General features: G+C 41.9%; 14 protein-coding genes. 3 read left to right on the top strand and 11 right to left on the bottom strand.

Annotation, left to right across the window (positions count from 1 at the left end; genetic code table 11):
* Positions 1-112: 112 nt before the first annotated feature.
* From IEX94_RS02075 to IEX94_RS02090, 4 genes are all read right to left on the bottom strand, one after another.
* Positions 113-1,072 carry an L-threonine 3-dehydrogenase gene (locus IEX94_RS02075; RefSeq protein WP_188855829.1) on the bottom strand — a complete coding sequence of 320 codons (960 nt, stop codon included), beginning with the start codon at positions 1,070-1,072 and terminating at the stop codon, positions 113-115.
* Between the two features lie 41 nt (positions 1,073-1,113).
* Positions 1,114-2,307 (bottom strand): glycine C-acetyltransferase, encoded by a 1,194-nt coding sequence (locus IEX94_RS02080; RefSeq protein WP_188855830.1) that lies wholly within the window; start codon positions 2,305-2,307, stop codon positions 1,114-1,116.
* Between the two features lie 276 nt (positions 2,308-2,583).
* Positions 2,584-3,378, bottom strand: a complete 795-nt coding sequence (locus IEX94_RS02085; protein WP_188855831.1) for a 3D domain-containing protein — start codon at positions 3,376-3,378, stop codon at positions 2,584-2,586.
* 311 nt (positions 3,379-3,689) lie between these two features.
* A complete protein-coding gene (locus IEX94_RS02090) occupies positions 3,690-4,577 on the bottom strand; it encodes a DUF1002 domain-containing protein (RefSeq protein WP_188855832.1) in 888 nt (295 codons plus the stop codon).
* Positions 4,578-4,991: 414 nt separating this feature from the next.
* On the opposite strand from IEX94_RS02090, the gene IEX94_RS02095 reads away from it, so the two are divergent.
* Positions 4,992-6,194 carry an MFS transporter gene (locus IEX94_RS02095; RefSeq protein WP_188855922.1) on the top strand — a complete coding sequence of 401 codons (1,203 nt, stop codon included), beginning with the start codon at positions 4,992-4,994 and terminating at the stop codon, positions 6,192-6,194.
* Between the two features lie 159 nt (positions 6,195-6,353).
* Complete coding sequence (locus IEX94_RS02100) at positions 6,354-6,599, top strand: YuzB family protein (RefSeq protein ID WP_188855923.1); 246 nt, start codon at positions 6,354-6,356, stop codon at positions 6,597-6,599.
* Positions 6,600-7,037: 438 nt separating this feature from the next.
* Here IEX94_RS02100 and IEX94_RS02105 read toward each other — a convergent pair whose 3' ends face one another.
* The 5 genes from IEX94_RS02105 to IEX94_RS02125 all read right to left on the bottom strand — a co-directional run bounded on the left by IEX94_RS02105 (position 7,038) and on the right by IEX94_RS02125 (position 12,826).
* Positions 7,038-7,415, bottom strand: a complete 378-nt coding sequence (locus IEX94_RS02105; RefSeq protein WP_188855833.1) for a RidA family protein — start codon at positions 7,413-7,415, stop codon at positions 7,038-7,040.
* Between the two features lie 45 nt (positions 7,416-7,460).
* Entirely contained in the window at positions 7,461-8,807 is a 1,347-nt protein-coding gene (locus IEX94_RS02110) for an MATE family efflux transporter (protein ID WP_188855834.1), read from the bottom strand.
* A 95-nt stretch (positions 8,808-8,902) separates the two neighbouring features.
* Positions 8,903-10,942 (bottom strand): TRAP transporter permease, encoded by a 2,040-nt coding sequence (locus tag IEX94_RS02115; RefSeq protein ID WP_188855835.1) that lies wholly within the window; start codon positions 10,940-10,942, stop codon positions 8,903-8,905.
* Positions 10,935-11,465 carry a DUF1850 domain-containing protein gene (locus IEX94_RS02120; RefSeq protein ID WP_188855836.1) on the bottom strand — a complete coding sequence of 177 codons (531 nt, stop codon included), beginning with the start codon at positions 11,463-11,465 and terminating at the stop codon, positions 10,935-10,937. Before IEX94_RS02120 ends, IEX94_RS02115 begins: the two co-directional genes overlap by 8 nt.
* A 317-nt stretch (positions 11,466-11,782) precedes the next feature.
* The gene (locus IEX94_RS02125; RefSeq protein WP_188855837.1) at positions 11,783-12,826 is read right to left on the bottom strand and encodes a TAXI family TRAP transporter solute-binding subunit; all 1,044 of its coding nucleotides are present in this window, start codon (positions 12,824-12,826) and stop codon (positions 11,783-11,785) included.
* A gap of 291 nt (positions 12,827-13,117) precedes the next feature.
* On the opposite strand from IEX94_RS02125, the gene IEX94_RS02130 reads away from it, so the two are divergent.
* Complete coding sequence (locus tag IEX94_RS02130) at positions 13,118-14,398, top strand: hypothetical protein (RefSeq protein ID WP_188855838.1); 1,281 nt, start codon at positions 13,118-13,120, stop codon at positions 14,396-14,398.
* A 61-nt stretch (positions 14,399-14,459) separates the two neighbouring features.
* On the opposite strand, the gene IEX94_RS02135 is transcribed toward IEX94_RS02130, so the two are convergent.
* Together IEX94_RS02135 and IEX94_RS02140 are read right to left on the bottom strand one after the other, a co-directional pair.
* Positions 14,460-17,627 carry a DEAD/DEAH box helicase gene (locus IEX94_RS02135; RefSeq protein WP_188855839.1) on the bottom strand — a complete coding sequence of 1,056 codons (3,168 nt, stop codon included), beginning with the start codon at positions 17,625-17,627 and terminating at the stop codon, positions 14,460-14,462.
* 73 nt (positions 17,628-17,700) lie between these two features.
* Positions 17,701-18,906 (bottom strand): MFS transporter, encoded by a 1,206-nt coding sequence (locus IEX94_RS02140; RefSeq protein WP_188855840.1) that lies wholly within the window; start codon positions 18,904-18,906, stop codon positions 17,701-17,703.
* Between the last annotated feature and the right edge of the window lie 415 nt (positions 18,907-19,321).

Raw genomic sequence — 19,321 nt, forward strand, 5'->3', positions numbered from 1 at the left:
ACCAAAGAAACAGCGTCTGCAGCTATTCAACTACAAAAGTATTTCAACAAGAAAAAGACATGAACGAAATACACACGTATTTCTTCATGTCTTTTTTTTGATTCGCTTAATCTCAAGATACATAGTTTAACCCTAATTTATTACTTAACAGCTCAAGCATTTCCTTCGCCATTTTTTCCAAATCATAATTATATTTAAATCCCCACTCTTCTCTAGCCGCTGTTGCGTCAAGGCGGTTCGGCCAGCTATCCGCAATCCTTTGCCGGACCGGGTCGACTTCATAAGTCATCTGGAAATCCGGGATATGCTGCTCTATCACCTTTGCGAAATCTTCTGGGGCGGCGGAGAATGCTGTAATATTAAATGCGTTTCGGTGAATGAGTTTATCCGGATCTGCTTCCATTAAATCAATCACCGCCTGAAGCGCATCGGGAAGATACATCATATCCATATACGTCCCCTCAGCAATATAGCACTTATATTTTTTATTTTTCAGTGCTTCATAGAATATCTCGACAGCATAATCGGTCGTGCCTCCTCCTGGCAATGTTTTGGAAGAAATGAGTCCAGGATAACGAACACTTCTCGTATCAACACCATAACGCTCGAAGTAATAGTCCGCGAGTAGCTCTCCCGCCACTTTATTAATCCCATACATCGTGGTAGGCCGTTGCAATGTTTCCTGTGGGGTGTTTTCCTTTGGTGTTTTCGGACCAAAGGCACCGATGGAACTTGGTGTGAAAAACTTTAGATTAAGCTCGCGAGCAACTTCTAAGGCGTTTACCAAGCCGCCCATGTTTAATCTCCAGGCAAGCCTTGGCGTTTCCTCTGCTTTAAATGATAATATTGCAGCTAAGTGCAGCATCGTATCCACTTGATGCTTTTTCGCAGTTTCATAGAGATGCTTCTCATCCATGACATCTACTATTTCAAATAAGGAATCTTCTGACCCATCTTGCGGTTTCTTAATATCTGTCGCAACCACATTATTTTCTCCATAAAGCTCTCGTAGTTTAATCACCAATTCCGAACCGATTTGGCCGCATGCGCCTGTTACGAGAATTTTTTTCATGGCAAAATTCCTTTCACTCTTTTTCTATATCTATATTCTTCTTATTCAATCATGCCCATCTCTTTCCCAATTCTTTTATAAACTTCAATCGCCTCATCAAGCATTTCCTTCGTATGTGCTGCTGTTGGCATATTGCGGACACGTCCAGTACCCCGCGGAACCGTCGGGAAGACAATCGATTTTGCATAGACACCAGATTCAAACAAACGTTTGCTGAATTCCTGTGTCACTTTCTCCTCGCCGATAATGACTGGGGTGATTGGTGTTTCACTATTCCCAATATCAAAGCCTAACTTTTTCAATTCCGCTTTCAAATAAGCACCATTTTCCCAAAGCTTCTCAACTAATTCATTGCTTTCCATTAATAGTTCGATTGCCTTTGTACTCGCTGCTGCATCTGCCGGGGTAACTGCTGTCGAGAATAAAAACGGACGAGAAGCGACCTTCAACCAATCAATCAGGTTTTGTTTCCCTGCTACATAACCTCCGACAACGCCAATTGCTTTTGATAACGTCCCCATCTGCAGGTCAACTTTATCCTGGAGACCGAAATGTTTTACTGTTCCGGCACCGTTTCCAAGTACACCAGACCCGTGAGCATCATCGACATATGTGATGAGGTCTAGTTCTTCCGCAATCTCCACGATTTCAGGAAGTTTTGCAATGTCCCCATCCATTGAAAAAACGCCGTCCGTTATGACCATAATTTTATTATATTTACCAGACTCAACCGCTTCCTTTGCTTGCTTTCGTAAGTCATTCATATCCGAATGCTTATAGCGAATGATTTTCGCTCGGGAAAGCCGGCAGCCATCAATGATCGAGGCATGGTTTAATGCATCGGATAAAATAGCGTCATCCTTGTTCATGACAGCCGAAATGGCAGCCATATTACAATTAAAACCAGACTGATAGGAAATTGCCGCTTCTGTTCCTTTAAATGCTGCTATTTTTTCTTCTAACTTCTGATGTAAATCAAGTGTGCCATTGATCGTTCGGACTGCCCCTGCTCCTACTCCATGGGTGTCAATTGCCTCTTTCGACACCACTTTAAGCGTATCGTTCGTTGCAAGTCCCAGATAGTTGTTTGAGGAAAGATTGATCAGCTTTCGGCCGCCGATTTGTATCTCCGGTCCATTCGCTCCTTCCACCGTATCAATTTCATTATATAAACCCCTGTTCTTTAAATCTGCAATATTATCACGCAGAAACTGCTCCAACGCTTTACTAGACATATGAATAAACCCTCCCTAACACAATGATGTATGCGCTTACTTTTCTCTCTATAAGTTTAACATAGACACGAGCAAAAGTTAAAAGCTACCCCGATTTTTTCCTCCATAAAGTGGAACTTCATTCATTGGGGGTATTACAGACCGTTAATGCGTGATAAACTTCCTGTCACTCTAATCGCATTCACCAAAGGAAATATATAAATTAAGCACAAAAGGAAAGCACCCCATTTAAATGGATGCTTTCCTTTTTATCTATGTGTTAGTATTCTAAATCTATTACTCTACAATTGTTACGTTAACAGTACGCACACCCCAGTTAGTTGCTTCGCCTTTCGATGGGACGTGAACGTCAATTTTATTTCCTTTAATTGCTCCGCCGGTATCACCTGCAATTGCGTAACCATAACCTTCTACATGAACTTTCGTACCTAAGGGAATCACACTTGGGTCTACCGCGATTACTTTAGCGTTCGGATCCTTATTCAAGTCAATGCCAGTGGCAGTAACTCCTGAACAACCATCACAACTTGCTGTATATGCAGTTGATGTTACGGAAATTGTTTTCCCCTCGGGCTTTTGTTCTTTTGTTTTATTAGATGAATCTTCTTTATTGCTGCTTGTTTGTTGTTCTGGTGCCGGTTGTGTTGCTTGTGCTTCTTCCTTCTTCGCAGCCGGTTGTTCTTCTTTTGCTTTAGGAGCCTCGCTTACCGTTTGATCGACAGCTACACCTTGGATTTCTAATTTCTGACCAATGACAATCAGTTCTGAATCCAAGTCATTCCACTCTTTTAGTTCCTCGAGGGAAACTTGATGTTCTTTTGCGATGCTGAGTAAGGTATCTCCTTGTTGTACGACGTATGTGTTATTTATATATAAAGTTTGCTTTGGTTGAATTACTGTCGTTTTTAAATCATTGACTTGGACAAGTTTGTCAACCGTTGTATTGTACTCATTTGCGATATCCCATAGGTTTTCTCCTGATTGAACTTCGTGCTGTTCTGCTGAAGCAGTAGTTACAGCTGCACTTGACAAGACTAATCCCGTCACTAAAGCCGCTACTATTTTCTTCAAATCAATTCCTCCTTAATTTCTGACAGTCACTATAGTACCACAGGAAAAAGAGGAATACAGTTACAGGAGAATTAAGAGTCCGTGACAGGAGTTACAGTTTTCCTACATAATCGCCTAGGTGTAATGTTCTTGAAATATTAGCGGGTATAAGCATAAAAGTATATTACAATATTGCAAAGAAAAGACAGGGAGTATAAAACACCCCTGCCTTTGTACTTACACGTGGAACCACAAAATGGAAATGCTGCAGATAACTAACTATGAGAGTACTAGCCACGTCCACTCTGTAAGAGCACTTGCGCCTTTGTCTTTTAGTTAAATAATCCTTTAAAGAAATTGCTCAATGCTCCGAACATCTCGGAGAAGAAGTTGGCAACTTTTTTCCAGAATCCTTCATCAAGACCTAGCTCTTCAGCCCGATCAGCAACACTTTTTGCGATATCCTTTAATTGATCACGCACACTACCGAAATCAATATCCAACTCGCGCATCCGGTCCACTAGGTTGATCAACATTTGCCTGTCTTCATCACTTAAATTGATTTCCAGTCTACTTAATTGTTCAGACACAATTTCTTCTACTTCTTCCCGCGTTACCGGGTTCTGTTCAGCGATCATTTGCTTAATTTCCGTTAAAAGATGAGCGACATCTTCTTCTGAGACATCTTCATTTTCAGCGAGATCTGTCGCTACAACGAGCTCATCATTTGCAAGCTCCATCCGCTCCTTATCGAGCTCTACCCCTTCCACATCATACGCTTTATAAATACCAGTTAGTGCCGAGTGTCCGGTTACCGCAACTGGCGAGACGACATCGACCGTCACATTTTCAGCACCGGCAGTAAGCAGTGCGTTCTCGTACATTTCACTTGTTACCTTTGTAATGTTTCCCGGTGTCAAGATATTAACGACGAGCCCTTCTCCGCCATTGTCCATCGTAATCAGTGCAGAAGAATACATATTCGCATTTGGGTTCCCGTCAATGTAATTCGCATAATCTTGTCCGGTCACATCATGTTCTTCCACCGCAGCATTCTCACCAAGCTTTAATGCAGCCCGGACTTCCTGACGCTGGGACTCTGAAAGTTTCTCCCCATAAATGAGAATGCTTTCAGATACGGCCCCTGCAGGTGTAGCAAGACTGACCAATAATACTGCTATTAATAGAAGGGATAATATCGATTTTGTTAGTTTTCGCATTGTAAACACTCCTTTAGTAGAGAAGTTAAATGTCTTCTTCCCTTGCTCCCTATTTACAGAAAGGGAACTTGCACTTATTATACCTTTTCTCTGGAAAAATGAACACTATAAAATAGCCGCCTTTACATTTTGGAACTTTATGTATTTATAATAGTAGTACTGGAGATAAGATTACTCCATCAAAAAATTTCAGGAATATAGATAGCTAGATAGGGAGATTTAACAACCAGCAACGGCCCGATTAGTTCACGTAACATTCAGAGGAAAGACCCTCTAATTGAAGTTTCACTGTATGAGCTAATCCCTTTATTTTTACTTCGGGATACGTTATATTTAGAGTAACGAAACATTTCGTTGGAAGGAAGGGCATTACAAATTAGTTATCATCGAATAACAAATCGAAATTTGGCAATCATGTGGTTTGCTAACTTTTTTGTTAGCGGAAGTATGACAATGGTAGTTCCATTTATTTCATTGTACATCGCTTCAATGGGTAATTTCTCTGATGCGTATGTACAAACGTGGTCAGGACTGACATTTGCAGTTACGTTCATTACTGCATTTATCTTTTCACCGATCTGGGGTAAAATTGGCGACCGTTACGGAAGAAAAAAGATTTTAATCATGTCCGCCGTCGGGATTGGACTATCTGTACTATTGATGGGGTTTGCCACAACAGTTTGGCAGCTTTTTTTATTGCGATTAATTATGGGAATTGTGACAGGCTTTATTCCAATGTCCCAGGCGCTTATAGCTGTTCAAACACCTAAAGAAACAGCTGGTAAAGTACTTGGCACCCTACAGACAGGTAGTGTCACCGGTGCATTAATGGGACCAATGCTCGGCGGGGCTTTAGCAGATGCGTTTGGATTTATGAATACATTCAAATGGGTATCCGTTACAATCTTCATCTCTGCTATTCTCGTATTCTTCGTTAAAGAAGTTCAAATTAAAGTTTCAAAAGATGAACGAGACTATAAAACATATACTAGTAAAGAAGTGCTGAAGCATATTATCAGTAGACCGGTACTGCTTGTCGTTATGTTGTTATCGTTACTCATACAAGTGGCGCATTTCAGTATCCAGCCAATCCTCTCTTTATTCGTAGAGGAAATTCATGGACCAGTGAACATCGCCTTTTTCGCCGGAATGGCATTCTCGGCAGCAGGACTCGGGAATCTTCTATTTTCGCGCAGATTAGGTAAGCTCGGAGATAAGGTTGGTCATGTCAAAGTACTAACGGTCCTCTTATTCGCTGCAGGGCTTGTCTATTTACCAGGCGCCTTAGTCTCAAGTGTATGGCAGCTTGTTATTCTAAGATTCCTGCTTGGTGTCGCTCTCGGTGGAATTGTGCCACTTAGGATCGCTTATATCCGGCAAGCCGCTCCACTATCGATGCAAGGGGAAGTCCTTGGTTACAATACCAGCCTTCGCTTTTTAGGTAACGTCATCGGACCTGCACTCGGTGGTCTGATTGCAGCATCATTCGGTTTCTCTGCCGTCTTCTATATTACAAGCGGACTACTTATCCTAAGTGGTGTCATCATGCTTTACACATGGTACACATCCGAATACGAAGAAAAAGATTCGAAACTGTTTTCTATGCTTAAACAATAAATAGACGAATAAACAAACAGGCCGGAACAAAAGCTTAACGCTTAGTTCCGGCCTTTCCATGCAGAATTATTGCATTTAGACAAGCATCCGATTATACTAGCAACAATAATAGGACAACATAGGCATACAAGTTTAGCCTACAGAGAAAGTGTGATGGAATTGGGAATTGTTGTCGTAGAAATTTGCGATGGAAATACCATTACGTTAGTCGATGTTGAAGGTATTTTAGAATCCGAATTTCCGGAAGTTGCAGTCATCATGAATGAATGCTTGAACTTCTGTGGATTATGTGCCGTCCGCCCGTATGCATTAGTCAATAACAAGAGAGTCTTCGGGAAAACACCGGAAGAATGCCTTGATAAAATAAGAGTTGCCATAAAAGAAGAACTTGCTCAATTTGAATGAGCAAGTTCTTCTTTTTTCATTGCTACACCGCACAGGTTGCGCTGGTGCAAACGCCCTTCGATGGGACGAGTAATTGCAGTCCCACGTGTTGCGAAACGAATCGCGTTTTTAACCTGCAAGGGAGCTTTCGACTTTGTTCGTCATTTCCCAGGAAATAATTTGGTCCCTTTTGTCGAAAAAAGCCGGCGCTTATCACGTATTAACGGTCTGTAATATCCCTTACTCTAAACATAAGGGAACCCAATATGCGAAGGCTGGGGATAAACAGTCCGTAAATACCTGATTCTGTTCAACTAACATTCAGTGGGGAAGTAAGGATTCCCCACTGAATGAGTTTCACTTTATCACGTATTAACGGTCTGTAACTTCCACTCCTCTAAGAACACTCCATATTCCGGACGGACAGCGAATTAAGTCAGGAATAAGAAATCCCCTCGATTACCCGATATGCGCAATGCAATCAATTTCCACTAGAACATCTTTCGGTAACCGGCTCACTTCAATTGTAGCTCGTGCCGGATAAGGCTCGATTAAGTATGAACCATAAACTTCATTCACCGAGCCAAAGTGTTCCATAGAGCTTAAATAAATCGTAAATTTAACTGCTTGGGAAAAATCGGTCTCCGCTTCTCTCAAGATTGCCTTTAGATTTTCCATTACTTGTTCTGTCTGTTTCTCAATACCTTCTGCGATCTTCCCTGTTTCCGGATCGACTGGAATCTGTCCGGAAATATATAGGAACTCTCCTGCCTGGATCGCTTGTGAATATGGCCCGATTGCTGCTGGTGCATTTTCTGTTTGAATTGCTTTTACCATGTAAATTCCTCCTTTTTCTGCAACTAATTCTATTCTATCATTATACTAATTATCTTTCGATTCGAATAAGTCTTTTTCTCGGAATCTTCCATAACGATAATATAAAAATGCAAAAATACTGCTAATCATAAAGCTTACACCCATCCCCATCGCAATCCCTGTTTCACCGAACCACTTAGAGAAGAGCCAAGTAAGCGGATAACGCAACACCCAAAAGGATAATACATTTAAGATGAGCACTTGATACATCGCTCCTGCTGCCCGTACAACTCCATTTAAAATAAAATTAATTCCTAAAAATGGATAACAGAGTGCAATAATCGATAAATACCTGGCACCGAAATCAACCGAGGCCTCATCGCGCGTAAACAATTTGATTCCATATTCACCAAATAAAATAATGAATATGCCAATCGTAACCATAATCGCAAAGTTAAATAACACACCATATTTTGCAATTTTGTCTACCCGCTTCCAGTTTCTGACCCCTATGTTTTGTCCTGCCATGCTCGTTATAGCTGTACTTAATGCTTGTGCAGGAAGCATGATAATACTATCGAGACGTTGCGCACTTGTAAACCCGGCAACAACCGGTCCTCCAAATGACGTAACGACACTCATGATTGCAGCGGAACCACCTGAAATAACCGCCATCTGCAGACCAGATGGAATACCAAGGTGAAAGATCAGACGAATATCTTTTAAAGCAGGAATAGTTGGAACGGTAAACGGTGCCAAGCGCTCACGTCTCATATGAAAGAATCCATATAGAAATGCAAGTCCCTGAGACACAACCGTTGCATAACCTGCTCCTTGAATTCCCCAACCAAACACCGAAATGAATAATGGATCAAGGACAACGTTTGCAAGTACGGCGACTGTTACAAACCGAAGTGGCGTCTTACTATCACCAAGTGCACGCATGACCGTACTGATGAAGTTGTACCCAAATAAAAATAAAATCCCCATGAAATTAATTTGGAGATACGCCTTTGCATCTTGTAACATCGTTTCCGGCGTGCCTAATAGATTCAACAATTGTTCAGCGAAGAAGAAACCAATGATACCGAGAAGGACAGCGAGTGAGGTCAAAAGTACAACAAATGCGTTCAAATAGCGCTTCAAGCCATCATCATTCTGCTTCCCCTTTTGCTGGGAAAGAATTGTGAGCGCCGCATTATTTAGTCCGATGATAAACGCGAGGACAGTGAATAGAATCGTACTAGATATTCCAATTGCTCCAAGTGAAGTTGCGCCAAGTAAGTTACCAACCCATAAACTATCGATAAATTGATAGGATGTCTGCAGTAAGTTCGTAAGCAGAATCGGCCAGGAGAAATAGAATAATTGCTTTAAAATATTTCCTTCCGTAAAGTCATATTGCCTTGTCATACCCAACCAGCCTTTATATCAATATTTAGTTCATGATACCGAATGGATAAGTATAAGCAAAAGAGAGGCTCCTGGATATCAGGACCTCCCTTCTCTTATAACGCATTTGCCGCTTGCTTTTCCTCATTGCTGTTATTTTTATTTTTACCCATGAACTGAATCACAAGCATAACTGCGAAAATAATTGCTCCAATCAGGTCAGAGTTTCCTTCTGGGTACATGAGCAAGATACCTGCAACAAAGGCAATGATCCGCTCAAACCAGGCCAGCTTCCGGTACCAATACCCGATTAAGCCTGCTCCAATTGCAATCATACCGGTAAGAGCCGTAATAATAATCCATGTCAAGCCTAGAAAGGTGACATCGATCATCAAGAGCTGTGGTTCAAAGATAAACATATACGGGATGATAAAGGCTGCAATTGCAAGCTTCGTCGCATTCACTCCCGTACGTATCGGTTCCCCGCCCGATATCCCCGTAGCTGCAAAAGCCGCCAGCGCTACTGGCGGGGTAATATCCGCCACAATTCCAAAGAAGAACACAAACATGTGGGCGGCTAGAACTGGAATCGCCATTTCTAATTGATCACTCAATGTTAAAATCGCCGGTAAAGCAATCGTTGAAGTAATAATATAGTTAGCAGTTGTTGGTGACCCCATTCCAATAATAATAGAAGTAATCATCGTAAAGAATAGGGTAAGCAAGATAAGCATCATATCATTAAATGCAATACTTTCCGCGAGCCCAACTAAACTGTTTCCTAATTTCAATCCGAGGCCACTTCTTGTCACCACTCCAACAATAATCCCTGCACAGGCTGTCGCTGCCGCTACACCTAATGCCGTCCGCGCGCCGTCCGTTAACGCAGTAAGTAATTTACCAAGAGTAAATTTGCCATTCTCATCAAGGAACATATTCGTATCTTTACTGAACATACTTACAAGAATCGCAGCAAGGATACCATAAAGAGCAGTCCGCTCAATACTAAAACCTTCAAACAGGAAATAGACAATCGCTAGAATTGGTAAGAGCAAGTACAGTTTTTTCAACACTTGCACTTTATCCGGCAGCTCTTCTTTTGGCAATCCAACTAACCCTAGTCGTTTCGCTTCCAAGTGAGTCATCACCCAAATACCAGTGAAATAAAGTAATGCGGGGATAACCGCTGCTTTAGCAATATCCCAATACGGAACGCCCGCAAATTCAATCATAAGGAACGCTGCTGCCCCCATAATCGGTGGCATAATCTGCCCTCCAGTTGAAGAGGCTGCTTCCACCGCACCAGCAAAGTTTGGTCTGTATCCGAGCCGTTTCATCATCGGAATCGTATAAGATCCAGTTGTCACCGTATTCGCTACAGAACTTCCGGAGATTGTACCATTTAAAGCACTTGAGAAAATCGCTACTTTAGCAGGTCCTCCAACCCGGCGTCCTGCAATTGCCAGTGCCAAGTCATTAAAGTAAAGTCCAACACCTGTCTGAACTAAAAAAGCCCCAAATAACAGGAATAAGAAAATATAAGTGGAAGACACTTGAATCGGTGTTCCTAAAATTCCTTCCGTCGTAAAGAACATCGTATTAATCAACTGATTTAACGTCATCCCACGGTGTGCGAGCATCCCTGGCATGGACTGACCAAAGTACGCATAGGCAAGAAACAAGGATGCAATAATGACGATTGGCAAACCAACCGCTCGTCTTGCTGCTTCTAAAACGAGCAGAATTGCTATTCCTCCAATAATCATTTGCGTGTTATCAATACTACCGACCTTTACTACTAAATCATCATAGAATAAGGGCCAGTATGCACAAACGATAATAGACAAGATTATGAGTATCCAGTCATACCATGGAACACTTGATTTCTTTAATCCCTTTTTCGCCGGGAATAGTAAGAAAATGAGTGATAAAGCAAATCCTAGGTGAATCGTCCGTTGGATATATGCCGTTTTGGCACCAAATGCTCCGGTGTAAAGATGGAATAAAGAAAAAGCAATCAGGGTAAGAAAGACAACCCATCCAAGAATCCCACCTAACTTTCTCTGGTTTGATTCCGTGTCATATTTCTCCATCAACTTCTGCTGTTCTTCTTCCGACAATTGTTCAACGTCAACCTTTTCATTTTTGTCACTCATCTATCTTCACTCCTTTCAAGTATTTCCATAACGGAAGTTTATCTATTTTCACCGTATACCATGCACCCGGTTCAAAGTAATCATTGAACCAGACCATCTGCACTTCATCATCACCCGCATATTGCCAGCGGAGCCGATGTTCGGACACGGTTTTTCCATTGCGGATAAGCAGAGATTCGAATATGTTATTCATATTACCAATGTGATACAACCCATCCTTCACTTCGAATGTCTGACCTTCCTCCGCATTGGAAGGCATCCCAATTCCAAAAGATTCAAAAATCATTTCATATTGTTCAATATTTAAATCTGCTGTTACGACATATTTCTCCTCAACATCTGTCAGGTGGATGGAATGAGTAAATATAATATCGAATTGATCCCCTTCATTCATCGGTAGAAAAGCGGCAATCTCCTCCGTATTTTCGTTATAAAATACGAGTGCCGTGTGCGTGGGGATAAATAAAATGAGGACAATAAGCACTAGGATTATAAAGGCAATAATCATCTTTTTAAATTTCATTCTATGTAACCACCAGTTTTTTCGTCAATAAAGTGAAACTTCATTCAGTGGGGGTTTCTTCTCCCCCCCCCACTGAATGTTAGTTGAACAGAATCAGGGTTTTACGGACTGTATACCCCCACCTTCACATGTAGGGTTACCCTCATGCTTAGAGGTGGGGGTATTACAGACCGTTAATACGTGATAAAACGGCCGGCGTTCAAAACTAATCTACCGTCTTGATTGCCGGCCTGTAAAATTCAATTAATATTAGAGGTTATTCAAAAAGTCCGGTGAATCCCCGGGTCCTTTTCATCCTCCTTTTTTAACACACTCTATTAATCAAGTACACCTGCTTCTTTGAAGTAACGCTCCGCACCTGGGTGGAAGTCGATACCGATTCCTTCAACCCCTGTTTCAGGTGTAATAAATTCCCCTTTAGAGTGTGTAATCGTGTCTGCATTATCATAAATTGCTTTCGTAATGTCATAGACGACATCTTCTGATAAGGAGTCTGTCACCGCTAGCATCGCAAGTACCGCTACAGTCTTGATGTCTTCATCAATACCAGTGTATGTCCCGGCAGGAATCGTATCCTCCGCATAGTATGGATACTCTTCAATAATGGCATCAATCTTGTCCTGCTCAATCGGCACAACATAAACATCCGCTGTAGCACCTAAACCTTCAACTGCCCCAGTTGGTGTACCGGCAGTGATGAACGCTGCATCGATATTACCGTCTTGAATACCACCAGTTGACTCATCGAAGTCCAAGTGCTGGGCATCGACATCATCCATTGTCATATCATACGCTTCGAAAATCTGTTCTGCGTTAATGTAAGTACCTGAACCTGGTGCACCTACAGATACCTTTTTACCGGCAAGGTCTGCCACCGATTCGATACCTGAATCAACTGTTGTTACAATTTGCACCGTTTCTGGATAAAGGGATCCAATTGCCAATACATTATCAACGGGATTACCTTCAAACGCATTAATTCCTTCTTTTGCGAAAGCTATAACGTCTGTTTGCACGAATGCAAGCTCTGCCTCGCCTTCTTGAAGCGAGATAACGTTATCTGCTGAAGCGTTGGAAGACGGTGAGTCTGTTTGAATCCCTGTCTCACTCGTAATAATTTGCGCCATTTCTCCTCCAAGCGGGTAATAAGTACCACCCGTTCCACCAGTAAGCATACTTAGAAAATCTGGCACATCTTCTTCTGCTTCCGCTTCCTCGCCACCATTTTCGTTACTAGCATCATCGCCGCCAGTATCCCCGTTTGTCTCTCCTTCATCATTTCCTCCGCCACCACACGCTGCCAAGAACAAAGCAAGCGCTAACATTAGGACGGAAAGAATAGATAATTTACTCTTTTTCATCTTATATCCCCCTTTCGTTATACGTAAAATTCTAACAAAAGTCTCTATTTTGTCAATATAATTCTCGCAAACTATCGGCAAATTAGCAATTTTCTTTAGGAATTTAACGATAATTACCATACAAATCACGGATTAGGTCCGTACTATTCCTTTCTTACTACTTTACCTGCTTTGATTAAAAAGTTCAACAAAAATGTATCCGTTTTCAACCTACTTCTTGACAATATTACGAAAATTCAATATGATAGTGTGTAAATATTTTGATGTTTCTCATGATTGGAGGTTAATGAGATGAAAGTAAAGATAGCTGTGTTCGGAATACAGGAAACAATTGACCGAGTTTATGCAATTTTACCGGAAGATGCCGAGATTGAATTGTTGCCTTTCGTTTATTCCAATGTGAATGAGACAACCTCTCTCCTTGATACCGTTTATAATTGTGATGTTTACTTATTTACAGAATATCTCTCTTATTTATATGCCCGAAATCAAATTGAAAGGAAGCGCCTGCCAGCCGTACCGATTGAATTGGACCCGTATAGGATAAGTGCGGCCCTCTACCGATTACACGCGGAAGGTCCGGTTAAACGAATTGCTTTCGATTTGTTTGATGAAACCTACCTAAGAGATGTGAAAAGTGAGCTAGACTTTGAAGATGGACAGATTCACCCATACCTGCATGACCCGTGGGAGAGACCAGATATAGACAGCCTGCTCACCTACTACAGTACGCTGTGGCTAAAAGGGAATATCGATCATGTTCTTGCAAGTACAGCAGAAATCACTGCAGCTCTGCAGCAAAAAAATATCCCAGCAAGCACCATTCACTTACCTGAACTCCGGCTGAAACAAGCGCTAGAGAAAGCCGTTTCACTTGCCAAATTAAGTGAATCGGAAAACAAACAGATGGTGACTGGCTATATTTCAGTCCAGGGAATTGATGAAAACACAGAAATCGTCGGACATCGTTTAGATATTTTAAAGCGAATCAGGAAAAGCCTAGCACGGTTTACCAATCGGACAGATTCAACCTTCACAGAAACAAAGGAAAGACGATTTATTATATACGGCAGTGAGAAGCTACATAAGCATTTGAAAGAACATTACCGTTCATTTCCTTTATTACAAGAAATGAAAAGTGGTATTAAGCTTCCTGTTTATCTTGGATTCGGACTGGGGCTCAGTGCACTTGAATCCGCGAAAAATGCCGAAATAGCGCATGAAAGCTGTCTACGAAGTGATCATAGTATTTGTTATATCACAAATGAAAGGCAAGAAATGATTGGACCGATTGGTGTCGAAAAGGAAATCGACACATCAAGTCTATATCAAGCATTGATCCACGATGCTCGCTTGAATAATGAGCTTTCGTATAATTTTATTGATTTTATTACCGACCGAAATAATGAACCATTTTCAACGAATGATGTGGCATTGTTTTATCAAGTAACGAAACGGAGTGCAGAGCGGACGGTAAATAAGTTACTAACAGGGGATGTCATTAGGATAGCTGGTGAAGAACGACCCTATAAAAAAGGGAGACCACGCAAATTATTTACGCTGAATCATTAATGCATACAAAAATCCTCCATATTGCCTCTGATAAAGGGTCATATGGAGGATTTCTTTTCATTTACAAACTCAATAATTCCCGAATATCATCTTCGCTCAGGCTGCTTAGCATTTGTTCGCCTGGCTGAATGACTTGGTTGATGAGTTCACGTTTTTTCTGTTGCAATTCGTAGATCTTTTCTTCAATCGTTCCTTCTGCAATGAGACGGATGACTTGAACGATATTTTTCTGTCCAAAGCGGTGGGCTCTGCCGGTTGCCTGATCTTCTACGGCTGGATTCCACCAGAGGTCATATAAGATAACCGTATCAGCACCGGTCAGGTTCAATCCGGTTCCCCCTGCCTTCAGCGAAATAAGGAAGACACTCTTCTCCCCGCCGTTAAAGCGTTCGCTCATACGCTGCCGTTCCTCGGAAGCCGTATCTCCGCTCAGGTAAAAGAAATCGATTCCTTCTTTATTCAGTTCCTTAATAATCAATTCATGCATACTCGTGAATTGGGAGAATATCAGCATTCGTTTGTCGTTTTCAAGAGCTGTCTTCACCGTTTCCATTAATTGCATTAGCTTGCCCGACTCCCCTTGGTAATTCTCAATAAATAAAGAGGGGTGACAGCATAGCTGCCGCAATCTTGTCAGTCCTGCGAGAATCTTCATCCGGTTCTTATTGAAGCCACTATCTTGCAGTGACTCAGAAGCGTCTTGCTGTACTTGCTGCAGATAACCGACGTACAATTCCTTTTGTTCCTTGGTCAACTCAGAAAGACTAACAGATTCAATTTTATCCGGTAATTCTTTCAATACATCCTGTTTTAGACGGCGTAAAATAAACGGTCTTGTGATACTTGCAATTCTCTCATTCGAAAGCTGCTTGAAATTTCGTATATTCGGCATTAAGCCTGGCAAAATGACTTGAAAAATGGCCCATAATTCTTCAATCGAGTTCTCAATCGGTGTCCCACTTAAAGCAAAGCGGCGAGAAGCATTGATCTGACGGATTGCCTGGGACGTCTTCGTTGCATAGTTTTTAATATATTGAGCTTCATCCAGGATCAACGTTTGAAAGTCCAGTTGGCTATATTGTTCGATATCCTGACGTACTGTTGAATAAGAAGTGATCCAAACATCGACATCCTGCTTATTCTCGATTTTTTCAAGTCTTTCCGCCGGTGTCCCGGTTAATATTTCAACCTTTAAATGTGGTGTGAATTTATCGAATTCATTCTTCCAATTATAAACAACTGAAGACGGGGCGACGACTAGATGCAGCTTGTCACTCGGTTCAGATGCAAGATAAGCGATTGTCTGCAATGTTTTCCCAAGCCCCATATCATCTGCCAAAATCCCACCTAAGTGATAACGACTGAGTGACTTGAACCATTGATAGCCTGTCAGCTGATAATTCCTTAAATCGGCGTCCAGATTTTCCGGCAATTTATCGACATGTTCTTCCGGTGAACGCAAATGATGAATGAGTGAGCGGAACTCCGGGTCATAGCTTTTTTTCGTATCGATCAGTTCATCAATTTGTGTACTCCGGTAGAGTGGCATTTGCACGTTTCCGCTGGTCACATCCTGTTTTTTTATATCCAGCTGATCGAAAAACTCATTTATAGAGGAAAAGGCATCATTTTCAAGCGGGAGGATTGCCCCGCTATTTAAACGGTAAAACCGTCTCTTTTCAATAACCGCCTGTAAAATGGAATCCACTTCCGATTCATCCACTCCGTCAATATCAAAGCTGATTTCAAGCAGATTGGAAGTCGAATCAAGATTCACGTTTGTTGTAGCTGTCGGTTCATGCTCTACAATCATATACTTCAAATCAGACGTCAGAAACAATTCCACTTTGTCCGCCAACAGTGGGAGGATTTTATAAAGGAATTCATAAAGCTCCTCTTCTTCTATTGTTTCCAGATAGAGTTCCTTCCCGTTATATCGGAAATTCGCATGCTCAATCAGCTCCATAATTTCCCGTTCTTTCTCCACTTCACGGATAATGATCACATCATTTTGCCCGCGTCCATTAAATGGGTTAACGAGATGCTTTCCGTATTGATATTCCAGCTTTCCTTTCACTACCTCATCCTGCAATTCAAGGTAAAGTTTCGCTTGAAGCGGCACCTGAATGACTTCTTCAATAATATTCTCTGCAACCGTGACATCACCTACCGTTTTTAAAGACGGGATGACTTCGGAAAAGAAACGGTCTGCTTGCTGCTTTGAAATCGCAAGCGCATGATGATTAATGTTAAATTTAAACAAGTTGGCAACAATCTCGGTTTGTTCTGGAGTAATGAAATAAAAGACCCCATTATTGAGCAGCATGTTATATTCTTTCAAAATAGACATACCGCTGCCTTCTTTAAGCCGCAGCAAAATGTCTGCTTCGTTACTTTTTTCAAGCATAAATTGAAAAGGGAATCCCTCTTCGGCAATCGTTACATCCTCAAACGTCCGGTCAGCGACTGTAACCGTTGTCTTCCGGTTTGCGAGCTCCATGAGCAATTCACGCGCGGCAAGAGGCGGGATTGTCATATACCGGTTGTCGGCTGAATTTGTCATCGAATAGAACGTGGAGTGGTAAATATTTTCATTCTTCCAGATCGCATGTAACATCCGGAATACTTCCTCATCCAATTGCAGAAGATAATTTTCCTCCGGCCTGTATGTGAAGTTCTTCGTGAAAAAGTATTCTTTACCAGAAAGGACTGCATCGATTAGTTCAGCCAGTTCTTTTACCACATAAGTGCGATTCTCGCCGAATTTCAATTCAATGAGTAAATTGCCACTATAACTAACATGCAAATGATACTCTACCTGTACCGGCGTCTGGTCCATGACAAGGCTCGAATTTTTCTGGTCTAATTGCTGCAGCTCGCTAATCTGCTCAATGAACCGGTCTGTAATTTTATAATCATAGGAAACTGCCTGTTCCCCAGACCCTTCCTTCGCTTGAATCATTAGCAAAGTTGCTACAATATGCTTACAGGAGCCATATGTGTCGAACGCTGGGCAATCACAATACGTTTCAATCATTCCTTTATTGATGCCTTTTACATCGATTTCCACAAAATAATCTTCCGTACCGGTGACAGTTGTTGTCCACACACCATGATTCCTGTCATAGAGCGGTTCACTGACCCTGCCCTTGTTATAATAATCGACTCCCCGACGGTAGATGACCGATGGGAATAATCTGCTGATATTAACATCCTTTAATGGTTTCAAGATCCTACTACCTGCCTTTATGTTATTGCCTTAGTTCCATTTTAAAGGAAGCAAGGATAAATGTGAAAAGAAATCATATTACGGTCCGCTGCCGTTTTCCTTTTAGATAAAAATAAATATAAATGATGATGGAGCAAAGAATAGAGATCGATGATGCAATATAAATCGATGCATAATTAATATTCGATGCAAGCATCCCGAAGAAAATCGCAGCAACTCCAATCCCTAAGTCAAAGAAGGAGAAGAATGTTGCGTTCGCCATCCCTTTCCGGTTCACTTCCGCCCTATCTACCGCCCAGGCCTGAAGCGCCGGTTGTACTGTTCCAAAACCAAATCCATACAACGCTGCTGCAGTCAACAAAATTGTCTTACTTGGTAGCCAAGCGAGTAAAAGCATGGCAGAAAAGATGAAGAGAGCACCTGGAATGAAGACATAGAGATGTCCTTTCTTATCATAAATCTGTCCTGCAAAGAGCCGGGAAAACATAAGGAAAATCGCGTAAACAAGAAAATACATTGTAATCCCTTCTACATTCCGCTCTAGTGCATGAAGTGGTAAGAAGGTAGCGATCCCGCCAAATGTCGCCGTAATGAAAAACATAAGGATCGAAGGCTGTAACGCAGTCTTCTCAAGCACATCAAAACGAGCAGGTTTTGATTGTGTCTCCGGTGCTTCTACCTTTTTATAACGTATGCCAAGGGATAAAAGTAATGCAGTAAGTCCAAGTGTTGCGCAGATGAAAAAGATATCCCGAAACGAAATGATGCCAACAAGGGATAAACCGAGGGACGGCCCCATGGCAAGGGCAATATTTCCAGATAATCCGAAATACCCCATCCCCTCTCCTCTTCTCTTAGGTGGAATCAAGTCTGTTGCAATTGTTCCTCCTGCAGTCGTGGAAAATCCCCAGCCTGCACCTTGAATCACCCGTACTAATCCGAGTAGAAAAATGCTTGCAAGGAACCCATAAATCCCCATTGTTATTACAAAAATAGCTAACCCAATAATATATACGAAGCCACGCCCTTTTGTTTCCAATGCATGGCCGGCGAATGGTCTTAATAATAATGCCGAAAAAGTAAAGATCCCAACAATGATACCAACCATCTGGTCACTGCCACCAAGCTCCTTTACATAGAGCGGGAGTGTTGGCAGCGTCATTTGGAAACCAAGAAAAATAAAAAAGTTAGCTAACCAAATAAATATAAAATCCTTTGTCCAAATTTTATCCTCTTTTGGTCTCGAATATGCTCTTGCCTCTCCCATTTGATCAGACATCCTCTCCTAAATGCTTAATACTAAATTATACCGGATTACTTCGAGAATGGAAATATCTTAACTTGCGCATCTGAAAGTGAGAAAGCAAATCACCCTTATCAAGCGCCTGCATGGTAGATTGCTTTCATTCAGCGTAAGTATCTGGCTCGTTCACTAATTATGGCGTTCTAATCGCCGTTCAGTTGCCCAGTGGACGGATGCTTTCCGCGGGCACAGCCGAAGCCTCCTCGGGCTACCGCCCTGCGGGGTCTCCGGACTCGTGCTATTCCCGCAGGAGTCACCGTCCACTGGGCAACTGAACTGGTAGAGAGTGTTATTGTTGACGGAAAATATCCCACCATAATAAATAGTGCTCCAAATTTGGCTTTTCCTCGGAGCAGTCCAGACACCTCGAGACTCCTGCGGGAGGATAGGC

Origin of the sequence: Oceanobacillus indicireducens (assembly GCF_014647195.1) — a bacterium.
Lineage (GTDB): Bacteria > Bacillota > Bacilli > Bacillales > Amphibacillaceae > Oceanobacillus > Oceanobacillus indicireducens.